Source organism: Sphingomonas faeni, from assembly GCF_040407495.1.
Taxonomy (GTDB): Bacteria; Pseudomonadota; Alphaproteobacteria; order Sphingomonadales; family Sphingomonadaceae; genus Sphingomonas; species Sphingomonas faeni_D.
This window is the reverse complement of record NZ_JAPZPP010000001.1, coordinates 786544-803011: the sequence shown is the minus strand read 5'-3', so window position 1 is coordinate 803011 and position 16468 is coordinate 786544. Positions and strand designations below refer to the sequence as shown.

Annotated in this window: 11 protein-coding genes; 8 read left to right on the top strand and 3 right to left on the bottom strand. The window is 65.2% G+C overall.

Going from position 1 to position 16468, the window contains the following annotated elements; genetic code table 11:
- Window positions 1–8: 8 nt before the first annotated feature.
- The 6 genes from O6W96_RS03665 (at window position 9) to uxuA (ending at window position 8518) form a co-directional block, all read left to right on the top strand.
- Window positions 9–221, top strand: a complete 213-nt coding sequence (locus O6W96_RS03665) for a hypothetical protein (protein WP_353468295.1) — start codon at window positions 9–11, stop codon at window positions 219–221.
- Complete coding sequence (locus O6W96_RS03660; protein WP_353468294.1) at window positions 218–1210, top strand: LLM class oxidoreductase; 993 nt, start codon at window positions 218–220, stop codon at window positions 1208–1210. The genes O6W96_RS03665 and O6W96_RS03660 overlap by 4 nt, the downstream gene beginning before the upstream one ends.
- A 61-nt stretch (window positions 1211–1271) precedes the next feature.
- Entirely contained in the window at window positions 1272–2186 is a 915-nt protein-coding gene (locus tag O6W96_RS03655) for a hypothetical protein (protein WP_353468293.1), read from the top strand.
- Window positions 2187–2802: 616 nt separating this feature from the next.
- A complete protein-coding gene (locus O6W96_RS03650; protein ID WP_353468292.1) occupies window positions 2803–6066 on the top strand; it encodes a TonB-dependent receptor in 3264 nt (1087 codons plus the stop codon).
- A 450-nt stretch (window positions 6067–6516) separates the two neighbouring features.
- On the top strand, window positions 6517–7233 hold the full coding sequence (locus tag O6W96_RS03645; protein ID WP_353468291.1) for a FadR/GntR family transcriptional regulator: 717 nt from the start codon (window positions 6517–6519) through the stop codon (window positions 7231–7233).
- 112 nt (window positions 7234–7345) lie between these two features.
- Window positions 7346–8518, top strand: a complete 1173-nt coding sequence (gene uxuA, locus O6W96_RS03640; protein WP_353468290.1) for a mannonate dehydratase — start codon at window positions 7346–7348, stop codon at window positions 8516–8518.
- Between the two features lie 84 nt (window positions 8519–8602).
- Here the strand turns inward: uxuA and O6W96_RS03635 are convergent, their stop codons facing one another.
- From O6W96_RS03635 to O6W96_RS03625, 3 genes are all read right to left on the bottom strand, one after another.
- Window positions 8603–9256 carry an outer membrane protein gene (locus tag O6W96_RS03635; RefSeq protein ID WP_353468289.1) on the bottom strand — a complete coding sequence of 218 codons (654 nt, stop codon included), beginning with the start codon at window positions 9254–9256 and terminating at the stop codon, window positions 8603–8605.
- Window positions 9257–9409: 153 nt separating this feature from the next.
- Window positions 9410–11050 carry a glycoside hydrolase family 43 protein gene (locus tag O6W96_RS03630; RefSeq protein ID WP_353468288.1) on the bottom strand — a complete coding sequence of 547 codons (1641 nt, stop codon included), beginning with the start codon at window positions 11048–11050 and terminating at the stop codon, window positions 9410–9412.
- Window positions 11051–11058: 8 nt separating this feature from the next.
- Complete coding sequence (locus O6W96_RS03625; RefSeq protein WP_353468287.1) at window positions 11059–13620, bottom strand: glycoside hydrolase family 9 protein; 2562 nt, start codon at window positions 13618–13620, stop codon at window positions 11059–11061.
- A 218-nt stretch (window positions 13621–13838) separates the two neighbouring features.
- On the opposite strand from O6W96_RS03625, the gene O6W96_RS03620 reads away from it, so the two are divergent.
- Both O6W96_RS03620 and O6W96_RS03615 read left to right on the top strand, forming a co-directional pair.
- On the top strand, window positions 13839–15494 hold the full coding sequence (locus O6W96_RS03620) for a carboxylesterase/lipase family protein (protein WP_353468286.1): 1656 nt from the start codon (window positions 13839–13841) through the stop codon (window positions 15492–15494).
- Window positions 15491–16447: an alpha/beta hydrolase gene (locus O6W96_RS03615; protein ID WP_353468285.1), complete on the top strand. Its 957-nt coding sequence runs from the start codon at window positions 15491–15493 to the stop codon at window positions 16445–16447. The genes O6W96_RS03620 and O6W96_RS03615 overlap by 4 nt, the downstream gene beginning before the upstream one ends.
- The last annotated feature ends 21 nt before the right edge of the window (window positions 16448–16468 follow it).

Genomic DNA, 16468 nt, shown 5'->3' with positions numbered 1-16468 from the left:
TGCGCGTGATGCAGTCGGCGACGCACGCGCGGGCGCTCGCGGGCACGCTCAACGTCTCGATGGCGAATGCGGGGATCGGCCTTGGCGCGGTGATCGGCGGCGCGGTGATCCAGCATTGGGGGCTCGCCACGATCGGCTATGTTGCCGCCGCCATCGCGCTGGTCGGCGCGGCGATGATCCCGTTCGTCGCGCGCCTCAAGGCGAAGGGGGCGAACGCATGACCGCGCTTACAGCGATCGCCGCGGATCTGGCCGGGCATCCCGCCTATGCGCGGGTGTTCCAGCCGGGGCAGCTGACGATCGGCTTCATCGCCCCGCTGGAGGGGTATCCGACCGCACCCTGGCCGACGCTGGCGGGGCATGAAGAGATGGTCGCGCGGGTCGATACGGCCGGGTTCGCCGCGATCTGGTTGCGCGACGTACCGTTCTACGATCCCGGTTTCGGCGATGTCGGCCAGATCATCGATCCGATGGTGTATGCGGGCTGGCTCGCCGGCAAGACGCGCAACGTCGCGATCGGCACCGCGGGCATCGTCCTGCCGCTGCGCGATCCGCTGGCAGTCGCCAAGCAGGCGACGAGCATCGACCAGCTGTCCGGCGGGCGCTTTCTGCTCGGCCTGTCGACCGGCGATCGTCCGTCCGAGTTCAAGGCCTTCGGTCGCGATATTGATACCCGCGCCGAGCGTTACCGCGATGCGCTGGCGATCATCAGGGCGTCGACCGAACGCTCCTTCGCGACGCATCGCGCGACGCAGCACGGCGAACTCGACGGCTCGCTCGATCTCGTACCCAAGCCGGTCGGCCCGCGGCTGCCGATCCTTGCGATCGGCCGGGCCGGGCAGGCGCTCGACTGGATCGGGGAGAATACCGACGGCTGGGTCTGGCATTTGAGCGATCCCGCGCGGCTGCCCGACGTGCTGGCACGGTGGCGGCTGGCGAGCGCGACGCCGGCGTTCAAGCCGTACGGCTATGGCGCGATGTTCGATCTGCTGGCGGACCCGACCGCGCCGTTGCAGTTCGCGCGCGGCGGCATCCGCAGCGGCCGCAACGCGCTGATCGAGATGTGGAAACGCCAGCGCGACGAGGGCGTGAACCATGTCGCGCTCAATCCCAAGCCGTTGCAGCGGCCGTTCGCGGAGGTCGCCGATGAGCTCGCGACCCATGTTCTGCCGCATTTTCCCACGATCGCGCCGCCGAGGGCGACACCCTGACCCGCTTCGTGAACATCGCCCCGGCTTCGGCCGTTACCGATACGCCTCCAAGGATTATCCCATGCCCAAGATCTCCACGACCGACGATTATGCCGAGCGCGACGCCAGCATCGCGATCAATTCCTACACCACCGTCCTGCGCCGTCCGAGCGTGCCACATGAGGTGTTCGCGACCTATTGGCGCGACGTCCATGGCCCGCTCTGCTCGCGCATTCCGGGGCTCGGCTGGTACGTCCAGAATCATTTCGACCGCGCGCAGGACGCGCATCTCTGGCCCATGATCGACGGCATCGCGCCGTTCGACGACTATATCCTCGATGGCGGCGTGGAGATCGGTTTCGCATCGGCGGCCGATCAGGATGCGTTCAACGACGCATGCCCGATCCTGTTCGCCGACGAACAGAACATGTTTGCGGCGACCATCGCCTATGCCCTGCCCAAGGGCTCGGCCACGCTCGTCGACCGCGTCGCGGACCCGATCCCGAACGAGGATGACGGACTCGACCGCATCCATGTCCATTTCGGCGCGGGCAACGGCGACCCCGCAGAGTTCGCGACGTTCATGCGCGGGTTCGCCGAGACGCTAGCGGGCGATCCGGCAGTGCTCAAGGTCCGGCTCCACCAGCCCGATCGCTACGACAACGCCAACCCAGCGCCGCCCGCGCCCAATGTCGGCCACGACGTGCCGCCCGAACGCGCGCAGGTCGCTATCCTCGAACTCGCGTTCGAAACGCCGATGACGCGCCGGCAGTTCTTCGCGTCGGCGCTGTTCCAGAACACGATCGAGGATCAGAAGGCGCATATCGGTCACGTCGCGGCGTTCGCGGTCAGCGGTGTCTATACCTATGTCCGCGACAAGACGCTCACCACCGCCGGTTTGCGCGGCAGCCGCCCCGCGCAGCTGATCGAACGTCTTGGCGCCGCTAATCAGGTCGCAGACGACGTGAAAACCCTGTTGTTCACAGGCGCTCTCTAAGCGGGGCAGCTGAACGCGGCGCACCGGCCCAAGGTGCGCTGCGTCAGTCCCGACCCTTTAGTTTCCGTAGTCGAACCAGCTTTGATCCTCGACCGAACGATCGCGGCATACGAGCGACGGGGACACTCCCACTGCTCGGTGCGGCAAGTCGGATATCCCGTCCCGTCAACTATATGCGCACGCGCTCAACGGCGCTTCGTCTTCTGTAGCTACTCAATGACAGTGCCAAAACTGCCCTCGTCGCGCCCGTCAGTCAGACGCTTCTAAGCGAAGCCGCAGTCCGTCGAAACTTGACGAATATTGGTCATATCGATTCTTCCAAGATACCGGTACCGATATCCACGTTTCTGCCCTCAAGGCGCGATCCCACGCTACATTGGCCTAACCGAACCGTCTTGACTCGCTGACCAGCCATCGTAAGGTAGCGCTATCAACGAGCTGCTTTAGACAGACGTGATCGGGAGTAGGGTGATCGGGTACTGCAAATCTTCAGCTCAGATATCGGATCATGCGCCGCATTGGCCGCGCGCCGTCACGTCCCGAGCCATTCGATAACCAAAAAGACTATCGTGCCTCGCCGCAACGCCGGTGAGGTTCCAGAGAGGATCCTGAACTCATGACACCCTATAAAACGGTACCTCGTTTGACGCGCGCCGCGCTGCTGTGCGCCACGACGTTGGCGGCGCTATGTGCGACCATCGCGACGGCCCAGACGATACCGCCGACGCAGGATCCTTCGCCGCCGGTGACGCAGGAGGCCGTGCCGGGCACGGTAGCGCCTGCCGCGCCCGCCGCGTCGCCAGCCGCGAGCCTGTCCAGCTCTGATCAGGTTCCAGGCACGGTCGACGCGACGGATAGCGGCGACATCGTCGTTACCGGGTATCGCTCTAGTCTTGCCAAGTCGACCAATGCGAAGCGTGCCGCAACGGGGTTTACGGATTCAATCTTCGCCGAGGACATCGGCAAGTTTCCCGACACGAATATCGCCGAATCCTTCAACCGCATTCCCGGCATCACGATCACGCGCGACGTGACCGGCGAGGGCACGAACGTCGCGATCCGCGGGCTTGGTTCGAACTTTACCAACGTGACGCTCAACGGTGCGACGATCGCGGTGGCGTCGTCGGGCGGGACCGATGCGCAGGGTACCGATCGTTCTGTCGATCTGAGCTTCTTCCCGACCGACCTGTTCACCAAGCTTACGGTCAACAAGAGCTATACCGCCGACCTCCTCGAAGGCGGTGCGGCGGGTAATATCGATCTCCGCTCGGCACGGCCGTTCGACCGTGCGACCTCGTTTCTCGCCTATAACGTCCAGGGTACCAAGCAATCGCCCGAAGACAGGATCGGCGCGCGTGGCTCGCTGATCGGCAGCTGGCGGAACGACAAGTTCGGGATCCTTGCGGGTGTTTCCGCACAGCGCCTGTTCACCGACACGCGCGGGTTCGAGACGATTGGCTATACCAATCCGGCGCTGTCGACGCCCAACGGCATCGCCGGTACTACCAACGGCGTCCAAAACACACCAACCGCTGCACAAACGCTTGCCGCCCAGTGTCGTGCCAACAATTCGAGCTGCAATAGCACCGGCGGCGGCAACTGGACCATCCCCGGACTGGTGCCGGCCGGCGCTGGCGCCGGGTTGGTCGCCGGCACGGTGATCAACCAGGACTTCCTGCTCGCGAACAATCCCGGTGCGACGATCCAGCAGATCGACAATGCGCTGTTGCCGCGGCTCGGACGTTCGACCAGCATCCGCGGACCGCGCGACCGGCTCAACGCGATCGTCAGTGCCGAGTGGCAGCCGACCGATACGCTGCATTTTTACGTCGATGGGCTGTACGGGTATAAGAAGAACGAGCTGATCCGCGAGAATGTCGCGTGGATCGTCCGCAATGGCGCAGTCATCCCGACCAACCTGACGTTCGACAAAGCGGATTGCACGATTGGCTGCGTCGTCACCGGTGGCACGTTCGCCAATGCGCAGTTCTTCAACGAATTCCGCCCCTATACCGAGACTACCAAGCTCTTCAGCGTCAATCCGGGTGGCGAATGGGAGATTTCGGACAGGCTGAAGCTCAACCTTCAGGGCAATTACGCGCGGTCGACGTTCCATCGTGAAAGCCCGTCGGTGGGTCTGACGACGCCGCTGGGGGTCGGCAACACGGTCACCTATACGAATACCGGCGGCATCCCGACGATCCAGAGCGGGCTCGATCTCGACGATCCCGCCAACTTCGGCTGGAATGCGGGCAGCCGCGTGAACATTCAGGACGAGCGGCGGCTGAACACCAGCAAGGGTGGGCGCGGCGATCTCACCTGGGGCAGTAAGGCTCTTAATCTAAAGGTCGGCGGCGCGTTCGACGACGTGTTTCGTCGGATCCGCGGGTACGACAACAGTCAGGCATGGCAGAACGCGGTCTGCGGCAACAACCCGAGCGTATTCGTCGGCTCGCCCAACTCACAGCCGCCGTGCGAAGGCCGGAACGCGCCCGGTGCGGCGCCGGCGGGCTATCCGACCTATCCCGGCTACGGCACCGGATCGACGACCGGCATGGCGGGACCGGTGACTTATGGCGGCTCGTTGATCCCCAATTCGACCGTGCCGACCTACCTGAAGCCGGGTCCCGCAGGGTTCGTAACGGTCGACTGGCCAAAGTTCGCGGCCGCCAGCAATTATGACCAGTATCACGACACCGCGCCGGAGACGGGTGCTGCCAACACCGGCGCCAGCGGCGGCGCGATCCGCGAAGTCGTCAAATCGGCGTTCGCGACCGTGAACGGCGAACAGGAACTTGGCGGCAACATGCTGCGGTTCAACGTCGGCGTACGCTACGTCAACACGATCCAGACGATTACTGGCCGCGTGTCGCTGCCCGATCCGCGCAACACGACATCGACCGGCGCCGCGCTGCCAGATGGCAGCCGCTACCCGAACCTCGTCAGCAATGTGTCGACGCGCAACGTCTACGCGAAGTGGCTGCCCGCGGCGACGTTCGCCTACGACGTCAGCGAGCATGCCGTCGTTCGCGTCGCCGGCTCGCGGACGATGACCCGCCCCGATCCGTCCGCGCAGCTGCCGGGCGTCAACTTCGGTGCACCGTCGGCGGATCAGGCAACGATCGGCAATCCCGCGCTGAAGCCGTATCTCTCGACCAATCTCGATCTCGGGTTCGAATATTATACCGGCCGCGAGGGTGTCATTAGCTTCAACGCCTTCCGCAAGTCGATCGAGGGCTTCACCAACACGTTCGTCAGCACGGTGCCGTTCTCGAACCTCGCGCAGTACGGGATCACATACGACACGCTGAACCCGACGCAGCAGATCGCCCTGAATTCGCGCGGCGGACCGAGCGCCGCGCAGGTGCAGGTTACGTCGCAGGTCAACGTGCCCAACAAGCTGACGATCAACGGTCTCGAATTCCAGTGGGTCCAGCCGCTCGACTTCCTGACCAAGCACATTGGCGTCACCGGGTTCGGTTTCAACGCCAATGCGACCGTGGTCGACCAGCGCAGCGATGGGCCGGCGCAGGCGTTCGGCGTGGCGCCGTTCACCTACAACATCACCGGCTATTACGAGAAGCACGGCGTGATGCTGCGGGTCTCGACGACTTCGCGCGAGGGATCGCAGAACAGCGGTGCAGCGCAGAACGGTATCGCGGCGGCGGCGTTGTTCGGCACCGACTATACGACGTATGACTTCTCGTCGTCGTTCGATCTCGACAAGATCTTCGGCTTGAAGAACGCACCGCAGCTGACCGTCAACGTGGCGAACTTCACCAATGCGACGCTGCGCTCGTACTTCCAGTTCGAGAACGCGACCTTCACGCAGTACAAACCGGGACGTCAGTTCCTGGTTGGTTTGCGCGGCACCTTCTAGCCAGGCCAACGGGGTGGTCGTGATCCGGCCGCCCCGTCAGGGCTTTGGGGGAGCTTCGGTCGCTACCGGCAGGTCCTACCTTGATAGCTGGCACACGTCGAAGTCCGCCGCCGGCAACGACAAGCGAGGCGGGACCCACCGTGTGTCCGACGATACTGCGAAAGCGATAGTCGGGAAGCGTGGCAGCGTTCGTGCCGATGTCGTTCTCCGGGCATGGCGAAACAGGCGCATCGTCGTCGACACCTGTGGGATCGACTGCGGCGGCAAGCATCGAGGGGATACGACGGCCCATGAAATATTCGAATGGACCCGTTCCACTCGATAAAGCGTCGTTGTAGCGTGCGCACCCAGCATCAGATTGGTAATTCAGTGGTAAAGCCCGGGTTTCAGAACGCGTTATTCGGCGTTGGAAAGTACGACGCTCCCGCCAACGATCGCCTGTATCAGCGGTTGGCGCGTCGGCTGTTCGAGCAACTGGCCGGGGGCACCTATGCGATCGGCGATCGGCTTCCTGCGGAGCGCGAACTTGCGATCGACTACGGCGCCAGTCGTCCCGCGGTGCGCGAGGCGCTGATTGCCTTGGAGGTACAGGGGTTCATCGAGGTCCGGGTCGGCTCCGGCGCGTATGTGTGTCGATTGCCAGGGCAGGGGGAGGAGCCTGGTTTCGCCATCACCGCGTTCGAACTCACCGAAGCGCGGATCATGTTCGAGGGCGAAGCCGCGGCGCTGGCGGCGGTCCAGATCACCGATGCCGAGGTGGATCGGCTCGACGCGCTGGTCGAAGCGATGACCACGGAAAACCTGCTCGACGAGGTCACCGAAATCGCCGACCGTGATTTCCACATCGCGATCGCAAAGGCGACCCGGAACGCGGGGGTCGTCAGGACGATCGAGGACCTGTGGCACCTGCGTTCGACATCGCCGGAATGCGCGCTGCTTCATTCGAAGGCGCGCAACGCCAAGGTCCGACCGGTTGTTGCCGAACACGCGGCGATCGTCGACGCTCTGCGCGCGCGGGACGCCGCCGGAGCACGCACCGCGATGCGGGCGCATCTGACGTCTGTCATGGATCATCTCCTTTTCCGGACCGAGGAGATGGCGATGGAAGAGGCGCGGCGGGCGCTCGCAACCACGCGGCTGCGATATGGCGGTGTCGCAAACGCCTGAAGAGGCTAAGCGACATCGATCATTAAGTTGTCAGACCAATTTTGGCGCTGCTATCGAAGGTCTCGGCGCCACGTCGAGACGTGACGCCGACCCGAACGAGGATACCGAGCAGATGAAGATGACCCAGACCATGCGGTGGTTTGGCCCAAACGATCCGGTGCCGCTTCATGCCATCCGCCAAGCCGGCGCGACCGGCATCGTCACCGCACTGCACGAGGTCGCTAACGGCGACGTATGGGCCGCGGATCGTATAGCCGCACGCAGGGCTGTCATCGAAGACGCAGGCCTGGAATGGAAGGTGGTCGAGAGCCTTCCCGTTGCGGAAGCGGTGAAGACGCGCTCGGGCGACTGGGGGCGGCTGATCGAGGCCTATATCGCGAGCCTGCGAAACCTGGCCGCGCAAGGTATCGAGGTGGTCACGTATAATTTCATGCCGCTACTCGACTGGACGCGAACCGACCTGGCCTGGGCGTTGCCGGACGGCGCGCGGGCGCTTCGGTTCGAGCGGCATGCGCTCGCCACGTACGACATTCATATTCTGCGCCGTCCCCGCGCCGAACGCGATTACACGCCGAAGGTCGTTGCGATCGCGGCTGAACGGTTTGCGGCGATGGACGATGCGGCGCGCACGACGTTGGAGCGGACGATCATCGCAGGCCTGCCAGGCAGCGAAGAGAGTTTCAGTTCGCCGCAATTGCTCGGACGGATCGAAACCTACGCCGCTATCGACGCCGCGCAGTTACGCGCCAACCACGTGGCCTTCCTCGAGGCCGTGTGTCCCGTTGCCGAGGCCGAGGGCATCCGGCTGGTCGTGCATCCCGACGATCCACCGTTCGCGATCTTCGGCCTGCCGCGCGTGGTCAGCACGGAGGCTGATGTGCGCGCGCTGTTCGAGGTGGTACCCTCGGCGGCAAACGGCCTGTGCTTTTGCAGCGGCTCGTTCGGTGCGCGCGCCGACAATGACCTGCCCGGCATGGTTCGGCGGCTTGGCGACAGGATCGGCTTCGTGCATCTTCGATCGGTGGAACGCGAGCCCGACGGCGCGTTTCACGAGGCTGCGCATCTGCAGGGTGATGCGAACATGCCGGCAATCCTGACCGAACTTGCAACCGTGCAGGCGCGCTCCGGTCGTTCGCTGCCGATGCGGCCGGATCACGGTCACCAGATGGCGGACGATCTGACGAAGCGGACCAACCCAGGCTATTCGCTGATCGGGCGTCTGCGCGGGCTCGCCGAATTGCGCGGATTGGAACTGGGGCTGGCGTATGGACGGAACCCCGACTGACCGACCGGGCGAGCCGGCTATAGTCGCGAGGTCGGCGCCTGCTCCACCTGGATCATTCAGGCGGAGTGGGCGCCGACGTTTAGATCAGAAGCGAACACCCATGGCATAGGCTACCTGATGCCGCGTTGGCTTCAGGCTGGCGGTAGCGCCGCCCAGATCGGCGGATATCCGGCCATACTTGGTGTAGATATATTCCAGGCGTCCATAGATACCGCCCGAGATGGCGGCCTCGACACCGCCGCCGACGTGGAAACCGTCGAAGTTGCGATGTTCGTTCTCGTCGGCGAGGATCAGTTCATAGTCCTGATAGTCGACCGATACGCGACCGTTCGAATAGCCACCCTTGCCGTACAGCAGAAACGATTGGCCGAAGACGGCGCCGATGCGCGCGCCCGCCGTGATATTGCGACCCGCACGCACGCACAGGCGGTCTTCGCCGTACAGTTCGCCGCAGGCCTTGGTTGTCGAGCCGTCGATGCCGGCATAGGCGCCGATCACCAGATTGCCGTTCGTGCGGACGTCGTAGCCGACTTCGCCGCCATAGGTCACGCCGCTCTTGCCCGCGCTCCGGCTGATGCTGTCGACGCCATCGGACAGCGTTACGCGAACGTCCGGGTGATCCCAGCCGGCCCGCAGTTCGATCCGGGGACCGTCGAACGATGGTACGATGTCCTGAGCAAAGGCAGACGTAGAAATACAAGCCACCACGGCGGCAGCTGCGAACGCAACGATCTTCATGAATTCCTCCCGCAGCCGGCGCGATCGCCGGCTCGTCACCAAAGAGCGGAATTTCGTTAAGAAGCCTTTATAGTATCTCCAAACTCGATCTATTTCCCGGGTGCGAGGGGTATCGGAAGCCTGGACGATGCAGCTTCATCCAGGTGATCGTCCCTAGCGATACCAGGCGTAAGGGCCGACGACCGTGCCGACGAACCCGCCTGCCGACTTCGTACTCAGGAACCGAACGTCGACGTTCTCGATCAGCGTGCTCTTTCCTGCGGCAGTCTGGTAGTCGAACGCCATGCGGTCCTTGTCGGCACGGATCGTCAGCGTAACGGGGCCTTTGGTTGCAGGCGCAGATGCGATCATCCGCTCCACCCCCTTGTCGCTCGTGTAGAGCGCCAGCACCGGCTTGCCCGCGATCCGTGTGAGGCCGAAGAAGAGGTAGTTGCGGTCGCTCTGCATCGCGACGAGACCGGCGCGGTCGCCGTCGGTCTCGGGCGAGAATCGCAGCGTCGTCGACATGGTCGCGACAGGATGCTGCTGGCGCCGGCCAACGAACGCAGGGACGCCGTTCAGGTCGCCGATCGGCGTGCCGTGACCGAGCACGAGGTCACCGCGCTCGACGCTGTAGAAGGGCGTCTTGGGCGTGCGTACGCCGACCCATTGCATCGCCAGCGTGCTGCCGTCGAAGTCGTCGACATAGCCAAAGTCGCCGCTGGTCGGCAGCGGGCCGGGCGTTCCGGCGGGGAGCTGTGGCTTCGTCCCGACGAACGGGATCGCCTGACCCTTGGGCAGGATGATCGGCCAACCGTCCTTCCACGTGACGGGCAGGAGGAACGTCTCGCGGCCGATATTGTAATAGTCGCCGTCGTACGGACGTACCCCAAGGAAGGTGGCATACCAGTCGCCATGCTGTGTCTGCACGAGCGTGGCGTGGCCCGCCGAGGTAATCGGATTGGGACGAGCGGGGTCGAGATCGCGCTGCGTGAGGATCGGATTGCCTGCGAACGGCACGAATGGCCCCTGCAAAGACTTCGATCGCAGCACTACCTGCGAATGGTTGACGCTGGTACCGCCCTCGGCTGCGGTCAGGTAATAATAGCCGTCCTTGCGGAAGATGTGCGGGCCTTCGATCCACACCGGCTTCTTGGAGATGTCGACGCCGCCGTTGATCAGCTGCGTGCTGTCGCCGACCATTTTCCCCGCGCGCCAGTCATATTCCTGGATCCAGATCGCGCGGTGGCCGTCGTAACGCGGCGGCTCGGCGGGCGCGCGGTTGTTGACGATATACGCCTTCTCGCCTTCCCAGTAGATCGACGGGTCGATACCTTCGAACGGCAGCCATGTCGGGTTCGACCAAGGCCCTGCGGGGTCCTTCGCGGTGATGACGAAATTGCCTTTGCACTCGACGCACGTGTTGACGATGTAGAAGACGCCGTCGTGGTACGAGATGTCGGGTGCGAACACCGCCTGCGACGTGCGCATGCCGGTGAAGTCGAGCTGCTCCGGCCGGTCGATCGCGTTGCCGATCTGGGTCCAGTTCACCAAGTCCTTCGACTTGAAGATCGGCAGGCCGGGGTAATGCGCGAACGAGGATAGGACGAGGTAATAGTCGTCGCCGACGCGCGTCACCGACGGATCGGGATAATAGCCCGACAGGATCGGGTTGCGATATTGGCCGGGGCCGACGCTGACCTTCTCCTGCGTGTGGCCGTCATAGCTGAAGCTGTTGAACCGCGGCGCGTCGCTGGCGAAGGCGGGCGTTCCGAGCGCGAGACCGGCGAGCAGTGCGAATTTCTGGATTTTCATGGCGGTTCTCACTTGGTTGCGCTGGCTGTCTGGGCTGGCTTGGATGCAGTCCTCGCGGCCAGTTCCTGCGCGGCTTGGGCGAGTTCGATCCACATCGCGCCTTCGGGGATGACGTATTCGTTCTCGCCCCAGAAGAACGGCCAGTCCTCATGGTTCTCGGGGAAGTCCGGCTTGATGATCAGCACGCCCGGCACGACGCCGCCGGCGATGAACGAGAAGTCGGCGCGGTTGTTGCCGTAGGCGACCTCCTTCGAGACGGTGCCGACCGCGGAGACGAACGACACGTCGGACGCGGGGTGGTTGCCGACGAGGAACTCGAGCCCGCGGAACACGGCGTCGGCGGGCATGATCTCCGGGAACGCCTTGTGCAGCGTGTACGCGTTCATCGCATAGCCGAGCACGGTGCCGCTGCCCGCCCAGCCGCCGGTGGTGATCGGCACGCCGAACGGGTTGGCCTTGGCCGCGGTCTCGGCGGCGGCGGCATAGGCGCGCACCGCCGGGATCATCGCCGCGCGGTAAGCTGGCGGCATGAACGGGATCGCCGCCACCGCATCGCGCAGGGTGAAGGCGAACGTCTTTTCCATCGCCGGCCACAGCGACTGGACTGCGGCGGCATAGCGCGGATCGCGGGTCGTACGGAGCAGCTCGACCGCGGCGGAGAAGCGTTCCGCATCGAGCGGCCCGCCGGTGGTGTTGCCGTGCTGGTACAGATCGGGCGCGTGCGACTGCTCCTCCGCCCAGGTCCGCGTCGCGATCCCCAGCGCCTTTTTCGACAGCGCCGGATCGACCTCGGCAAGTGCGCGCGATGCGGCGGCGAGGCCTGCGATCGAGCCGTAGTTCAGCGCGGAAGCCTTGGTCGTGAACGCCCAGCGATCGTCGGGCGTCCCGCTGCGGCCGTTCTTTTCCTCGCCGAGTTTCAGCGCCGGATCGTAGACCAGCCCGTCGGTCTTGGTCGAGGCGTCGCCGAGGTGCGTGTATTGTGCGACGTCAGGCTCGACGATGCCGTGGATCGCATGGCCGACCGCGTCGAACTGCGCGACGAGTTGCAGCGTGCCGTGGCGGATCTGCTGGACGAGATCGGGCGTGCCGTCGGGAACGTGGATCTCGGTCTTGCGCCGCGTCCAGTCGATCGCGGTCGTGTCGCGCATCGGATGCCAGCGCTCCCAGCTGTCGACCAGCGAGCGGATCACCTGATATTGCGACTGGGTACGGATGTCGTAGTCGCCCGCGTCGAACCATCCTCCGACCGCGAGGCCGGGGATGTGTTCGCCCGACTTGAACTTGGTGTCGGTGGTCGGCCCCTGCGCGTAGAGGTCGATATGCTCGTGGCCGGTCGGCGCCTGGCGCGCATCGTCGCGGTGCGCGTCGCCGTGCCAGACGCGGTAGCCTTCGTTGACGAACATATGGTCCATCGCGACCGGGAAATAGACATCGAGCGTCGGGTGCCACGCGCTGGCATAGGCGTCGGCGGCGATCCGGAACGGCGCGGTGCGCGTGGAGCCGTAGTCGAGCACATAGGTGCCGGGCTGTCGGACTGCGCTGAAATCGAGTTGCAGATAGCTGTAGCGGAGATAGTCGCCCCAGCGCTTGGCGGGCGCGGTCGGCATTGGCGTCATGCTGCCGTCCTCGCCCACGCGGAGCAGGCGTGCGGGCAGCGTGCGGCGATCGTTGCGGTCAAGCTCGATCGTTGCGACCTTCCGCGCGTAGGGCGTATAGCCGAGCTGCGAATGCGCGATCACCGGCGCGCGGAGCCAGCCCGGTACGCTGTTCGGCTGGATCGTCCATTCGAGGACGGTGCCGGTGCGCCCGACCGGTAGCAGCGAGCGGAGTACGAACCAGCCATTCTGCGCCTGGTTGCGACCGTCGAACAACTGCACTTCGGCGGTCGAGCGGATCGTCACGCGGCGTGCCGGATCCTCGGGCGCCAGCACGAAGCGGTTGCCCCTGGCGATCGCGGTCGGTTCGGCGCCGGGACCTTCCGCGCGACCGCTCGCCGCGTTGCGCTGCGGCGTCTGGATCATCGCGTCGGCCGGATAGACCGGGAACGCGCCGCTCACCCCGTCGGCCATGTAGCTGTGGTGGAAATAGGCGGCGGGGAGGAATTCGAGGTTGAAACCGGCCTTGCCCGCGAGCGCGGCCGGCACCGGCTGGTCGAGGATCACCGACACGGCGACCGCGCTGCCGCGCTTTTCCGAGCGCACGCGGTAGCGCCATTTATAGTCGGGATATTCGAGCGTGACGGTGATCGCGCCGGTCGCGGCGTCGATCTTGCGGTCGACCAGACGTCCGATCGCGTCCCACTGGCCGGGCGTGGAGGACAGGCGGACGTCGCCGTTGGTGGCGATTCGTTCGCCCTGCTGGATGATCTCGACGCCGCTGATCTTCGAGTCCGCGAACAGGCCGTCATACCAGTTGGAGAAGACGAGCACGTTGGCGGCCGGCGCTTCGTAATAGCCGGCAGCGTTGAGCGTCAGGTCGGTCGGCGTGGCGCGCGGGCTTGTCTGAGCGATCGCGGGTGTGGCGCTCGCGAGCAGGGTCGCGATCAGGCAGAATGCGGATTTGGCCGCCATGTGTTTTCCTCTCCGGTATCGTCATGCGGCGTTGGATTCGCCTGCTATTCCCACGACTATAGCGCTAACAATCGCATACGCCAGCCGCTCTCGTCGTTCGCGTATGGACAGGGTAGCGGTATCACCTTAATACTCATACAAGGTTGCAAAGGGCACGCGACGGTTCCGGTTTCGGGACGTCGGAGAACAGCCTGCACGCACCCGATAGGGAGAAGAGGATGACCGGGCCAACCGTCGATCGTCGTCGTGCGATGCTTGCATCGATCGCCACAGGGGCAGGGCTGATGCTGCCAGCGATCGGTCGCGCGCGTGCTGCGCCCGGACCCTCCGCATCGCGCACCGGCTCCTGCTCGACGCCGCAATCGGCGATCGCGCGGACGCAATACGGTCCGATCCGCGGCTATGTCTCGGACGGCGTCTACACCTTCAAGGGCGTGCCTGACGGCGCGGATACCGGCGGCGAAAACCGCTGGCTGCCCGCCAAGCCGCCGCGGCGCTGGACCGAGATGCGCGACACGCTGTCCTACGGCGCGAACTGCCCGCAGACGTTGCACGATTTCAGCGCGGTCGAGCACACCTTCCTTCAGCAATGGACCGATGGGTTCGTCGGCGAGGATATGCTGAAGCTGAACGTCTGGACGCCGTCGCTGTCGGGCAAGCGACCGGTGATGGTGTATTTCCACGGCGGCGGGTTCGCGTTCGGATCGTCGTACGAACTCGCCTCGCACGACGGCGCGCAGATGGCGCGGCATCACGACGTCGTGCAGGTGTCGATCAATCACCGACTCAACGTGCTCGGGTTCCTCGATCTGACCGAAGTCGGCGGCGCGGCGTATGACGAGTCGGTCAACGTCAGCATGACCGATTGCGTCGCGGCGCTGCGCTGGGTGCGGGAGAACATCGCGCGGTTCGGCGGCGATCCCGACACGGTGATGATCTACGGCCAGTCTGGCGGCGGATCCAAGGTGACGACGTTGCTCGGCATGGCGACCGGCAAAGGCCTGATCCACCGTGCCGCGGTGCAGTCGGGCGGCGGCGGGTCGCTGCCGACCGCCGAACAGTCGCGCGATTTCTCGCGGCGCGTGCTGCGTGAACTGAACGTCGGGCCGAAGGATTTGGGCGCGCTCCAGCGGATCGCGTGGAAGCCGTTGTTCGACGCGGGCAACAAGGTCGCGACGGAGATCAACGGTCCGCGTGGACCGATGGGGCCTTCGCTGACGCCGCGCGTAGGCTGGAACCCGACGCTCGATGGCAAGGTGATCGACGTCCGCTCATATTCGGACATCGGGCCCGAGGTGTCGCGCGACGTGCCAGTGATGATCGGCAACGTCAGCGAGGAGGGGATGCGCTGGGGCTATAATCCGAGCGAGGCGCAGTGGCGGACCGATCTCACCACGCAGATGGGCGCCGACAAGGCGGGCCGGCTGATCGCGGCGATGAAGCAGGCGCACCCGGAAAAGGCGGTGCGGACCCTCGCATACGGCGTGCAGGGCCTTCAGAACCGCAACCGCGTGCAGGACATGGTGCGCCTGAAACACACGCAGCGCGGCGCGCCCGTGTACCAATATCTGTTCCAGTGGCAGTCGCCGCAGTTCGGTGGCGTCGCGGGCGCATGGCATACCGCCGACCTCGCCTTCTGCTTCGACAACACCGCGCTCTGCGACCAGGGGACCGGCAATACGCCCGAAGCACAGCGCGTCGCGCGGACCATGTCGACGGCGTGGGCGAGCTTCGCGCGGACCGGCAATCCGAGCCAGCCAGGCCTGGCCTGGACGCCGACCGATCCGCAGCGTTGCCAGACGATGGTGTTCGATACGACGAGCCGCATGGTCGACGATCCCGAGGGGGTCGCACGGCGTATCCTGCTGTCATGAGCGTGGTGACGGGCAATCTGGGGGAGAAGGCGATGCGTTGGTCGATCGGATTTGGGTTGTTGGCGAGCGCGCTGGCACTGGCGACGCCGGTGCTGGCGCAGGACGCGCGGATGACCGCGACGGCGGCTCCGGCCGAGCCGACTGCGATCCCGCTCAACACCGGCGGCGTGAAAGGGCAGGCCGCGCCCGAAGCCTGGTTCCAGCAGTACGGCGTGGCGATGACGCGCAACGTCACGTCCGCGACGCTGAGGCCGTTCCTGCCCGATCCGGCCAAGGCGACCGGAGCGGCGGTGATCGTCGCGCCGAGCGGCGGTTTCCTGATGCTGTCGATGGAGAATGAGGGCTGGCGCGTGGCGAAGGCGCTCGCCGACCGGGGCATCGCGGCGTTCGTGCTGAAATACCGGCTGAAGCCGACGCCGGCGGACATGGGCGGGTTCGAGCAGTCGGTCACGGCCATGTTCGCGGGCGCCGCGCAACCGCAGCGGCGGATGAGCCCGGACAAGGCGATCGCCGGGCTCGCCGACCAGATCGCCGATGCACGCGCTGCGGTTGCTTTGGTGAGGACGCGCGCGACCGAGTGGAAGGTCGACCCTGCCCGCGTCGGCATGGTCGGCTTCTCGGCGGGGGCGATGACGACGATGGCGACCGCACTGGCCGCGCCCGACACGCATCTGGCCTTCATCGCGCCGATCTATGGATCGATGGAGGCGGTGAAGGTGCCGGCCGACGCGCCGCCGTTGTTCGCGGTGCTCGCCGCCAACGACCCGCTGTTCGCCAACAAGGGATTCGGCCTGATCGAATCCTGGCAGAAGGCGGGGAAGCCAGTCGAGTTCCACCTGTATCAGGCGGGCGGTCACGGCTTCGGCCTCGGCAAGACGGGCACGACCAGTACCGGCTGGTTCGAGGATTTCATGCACTGGCTCGACGCCAATAAAATGCTGGCCCGTCGATGATCGCGCGCGTGGCGATGGGTA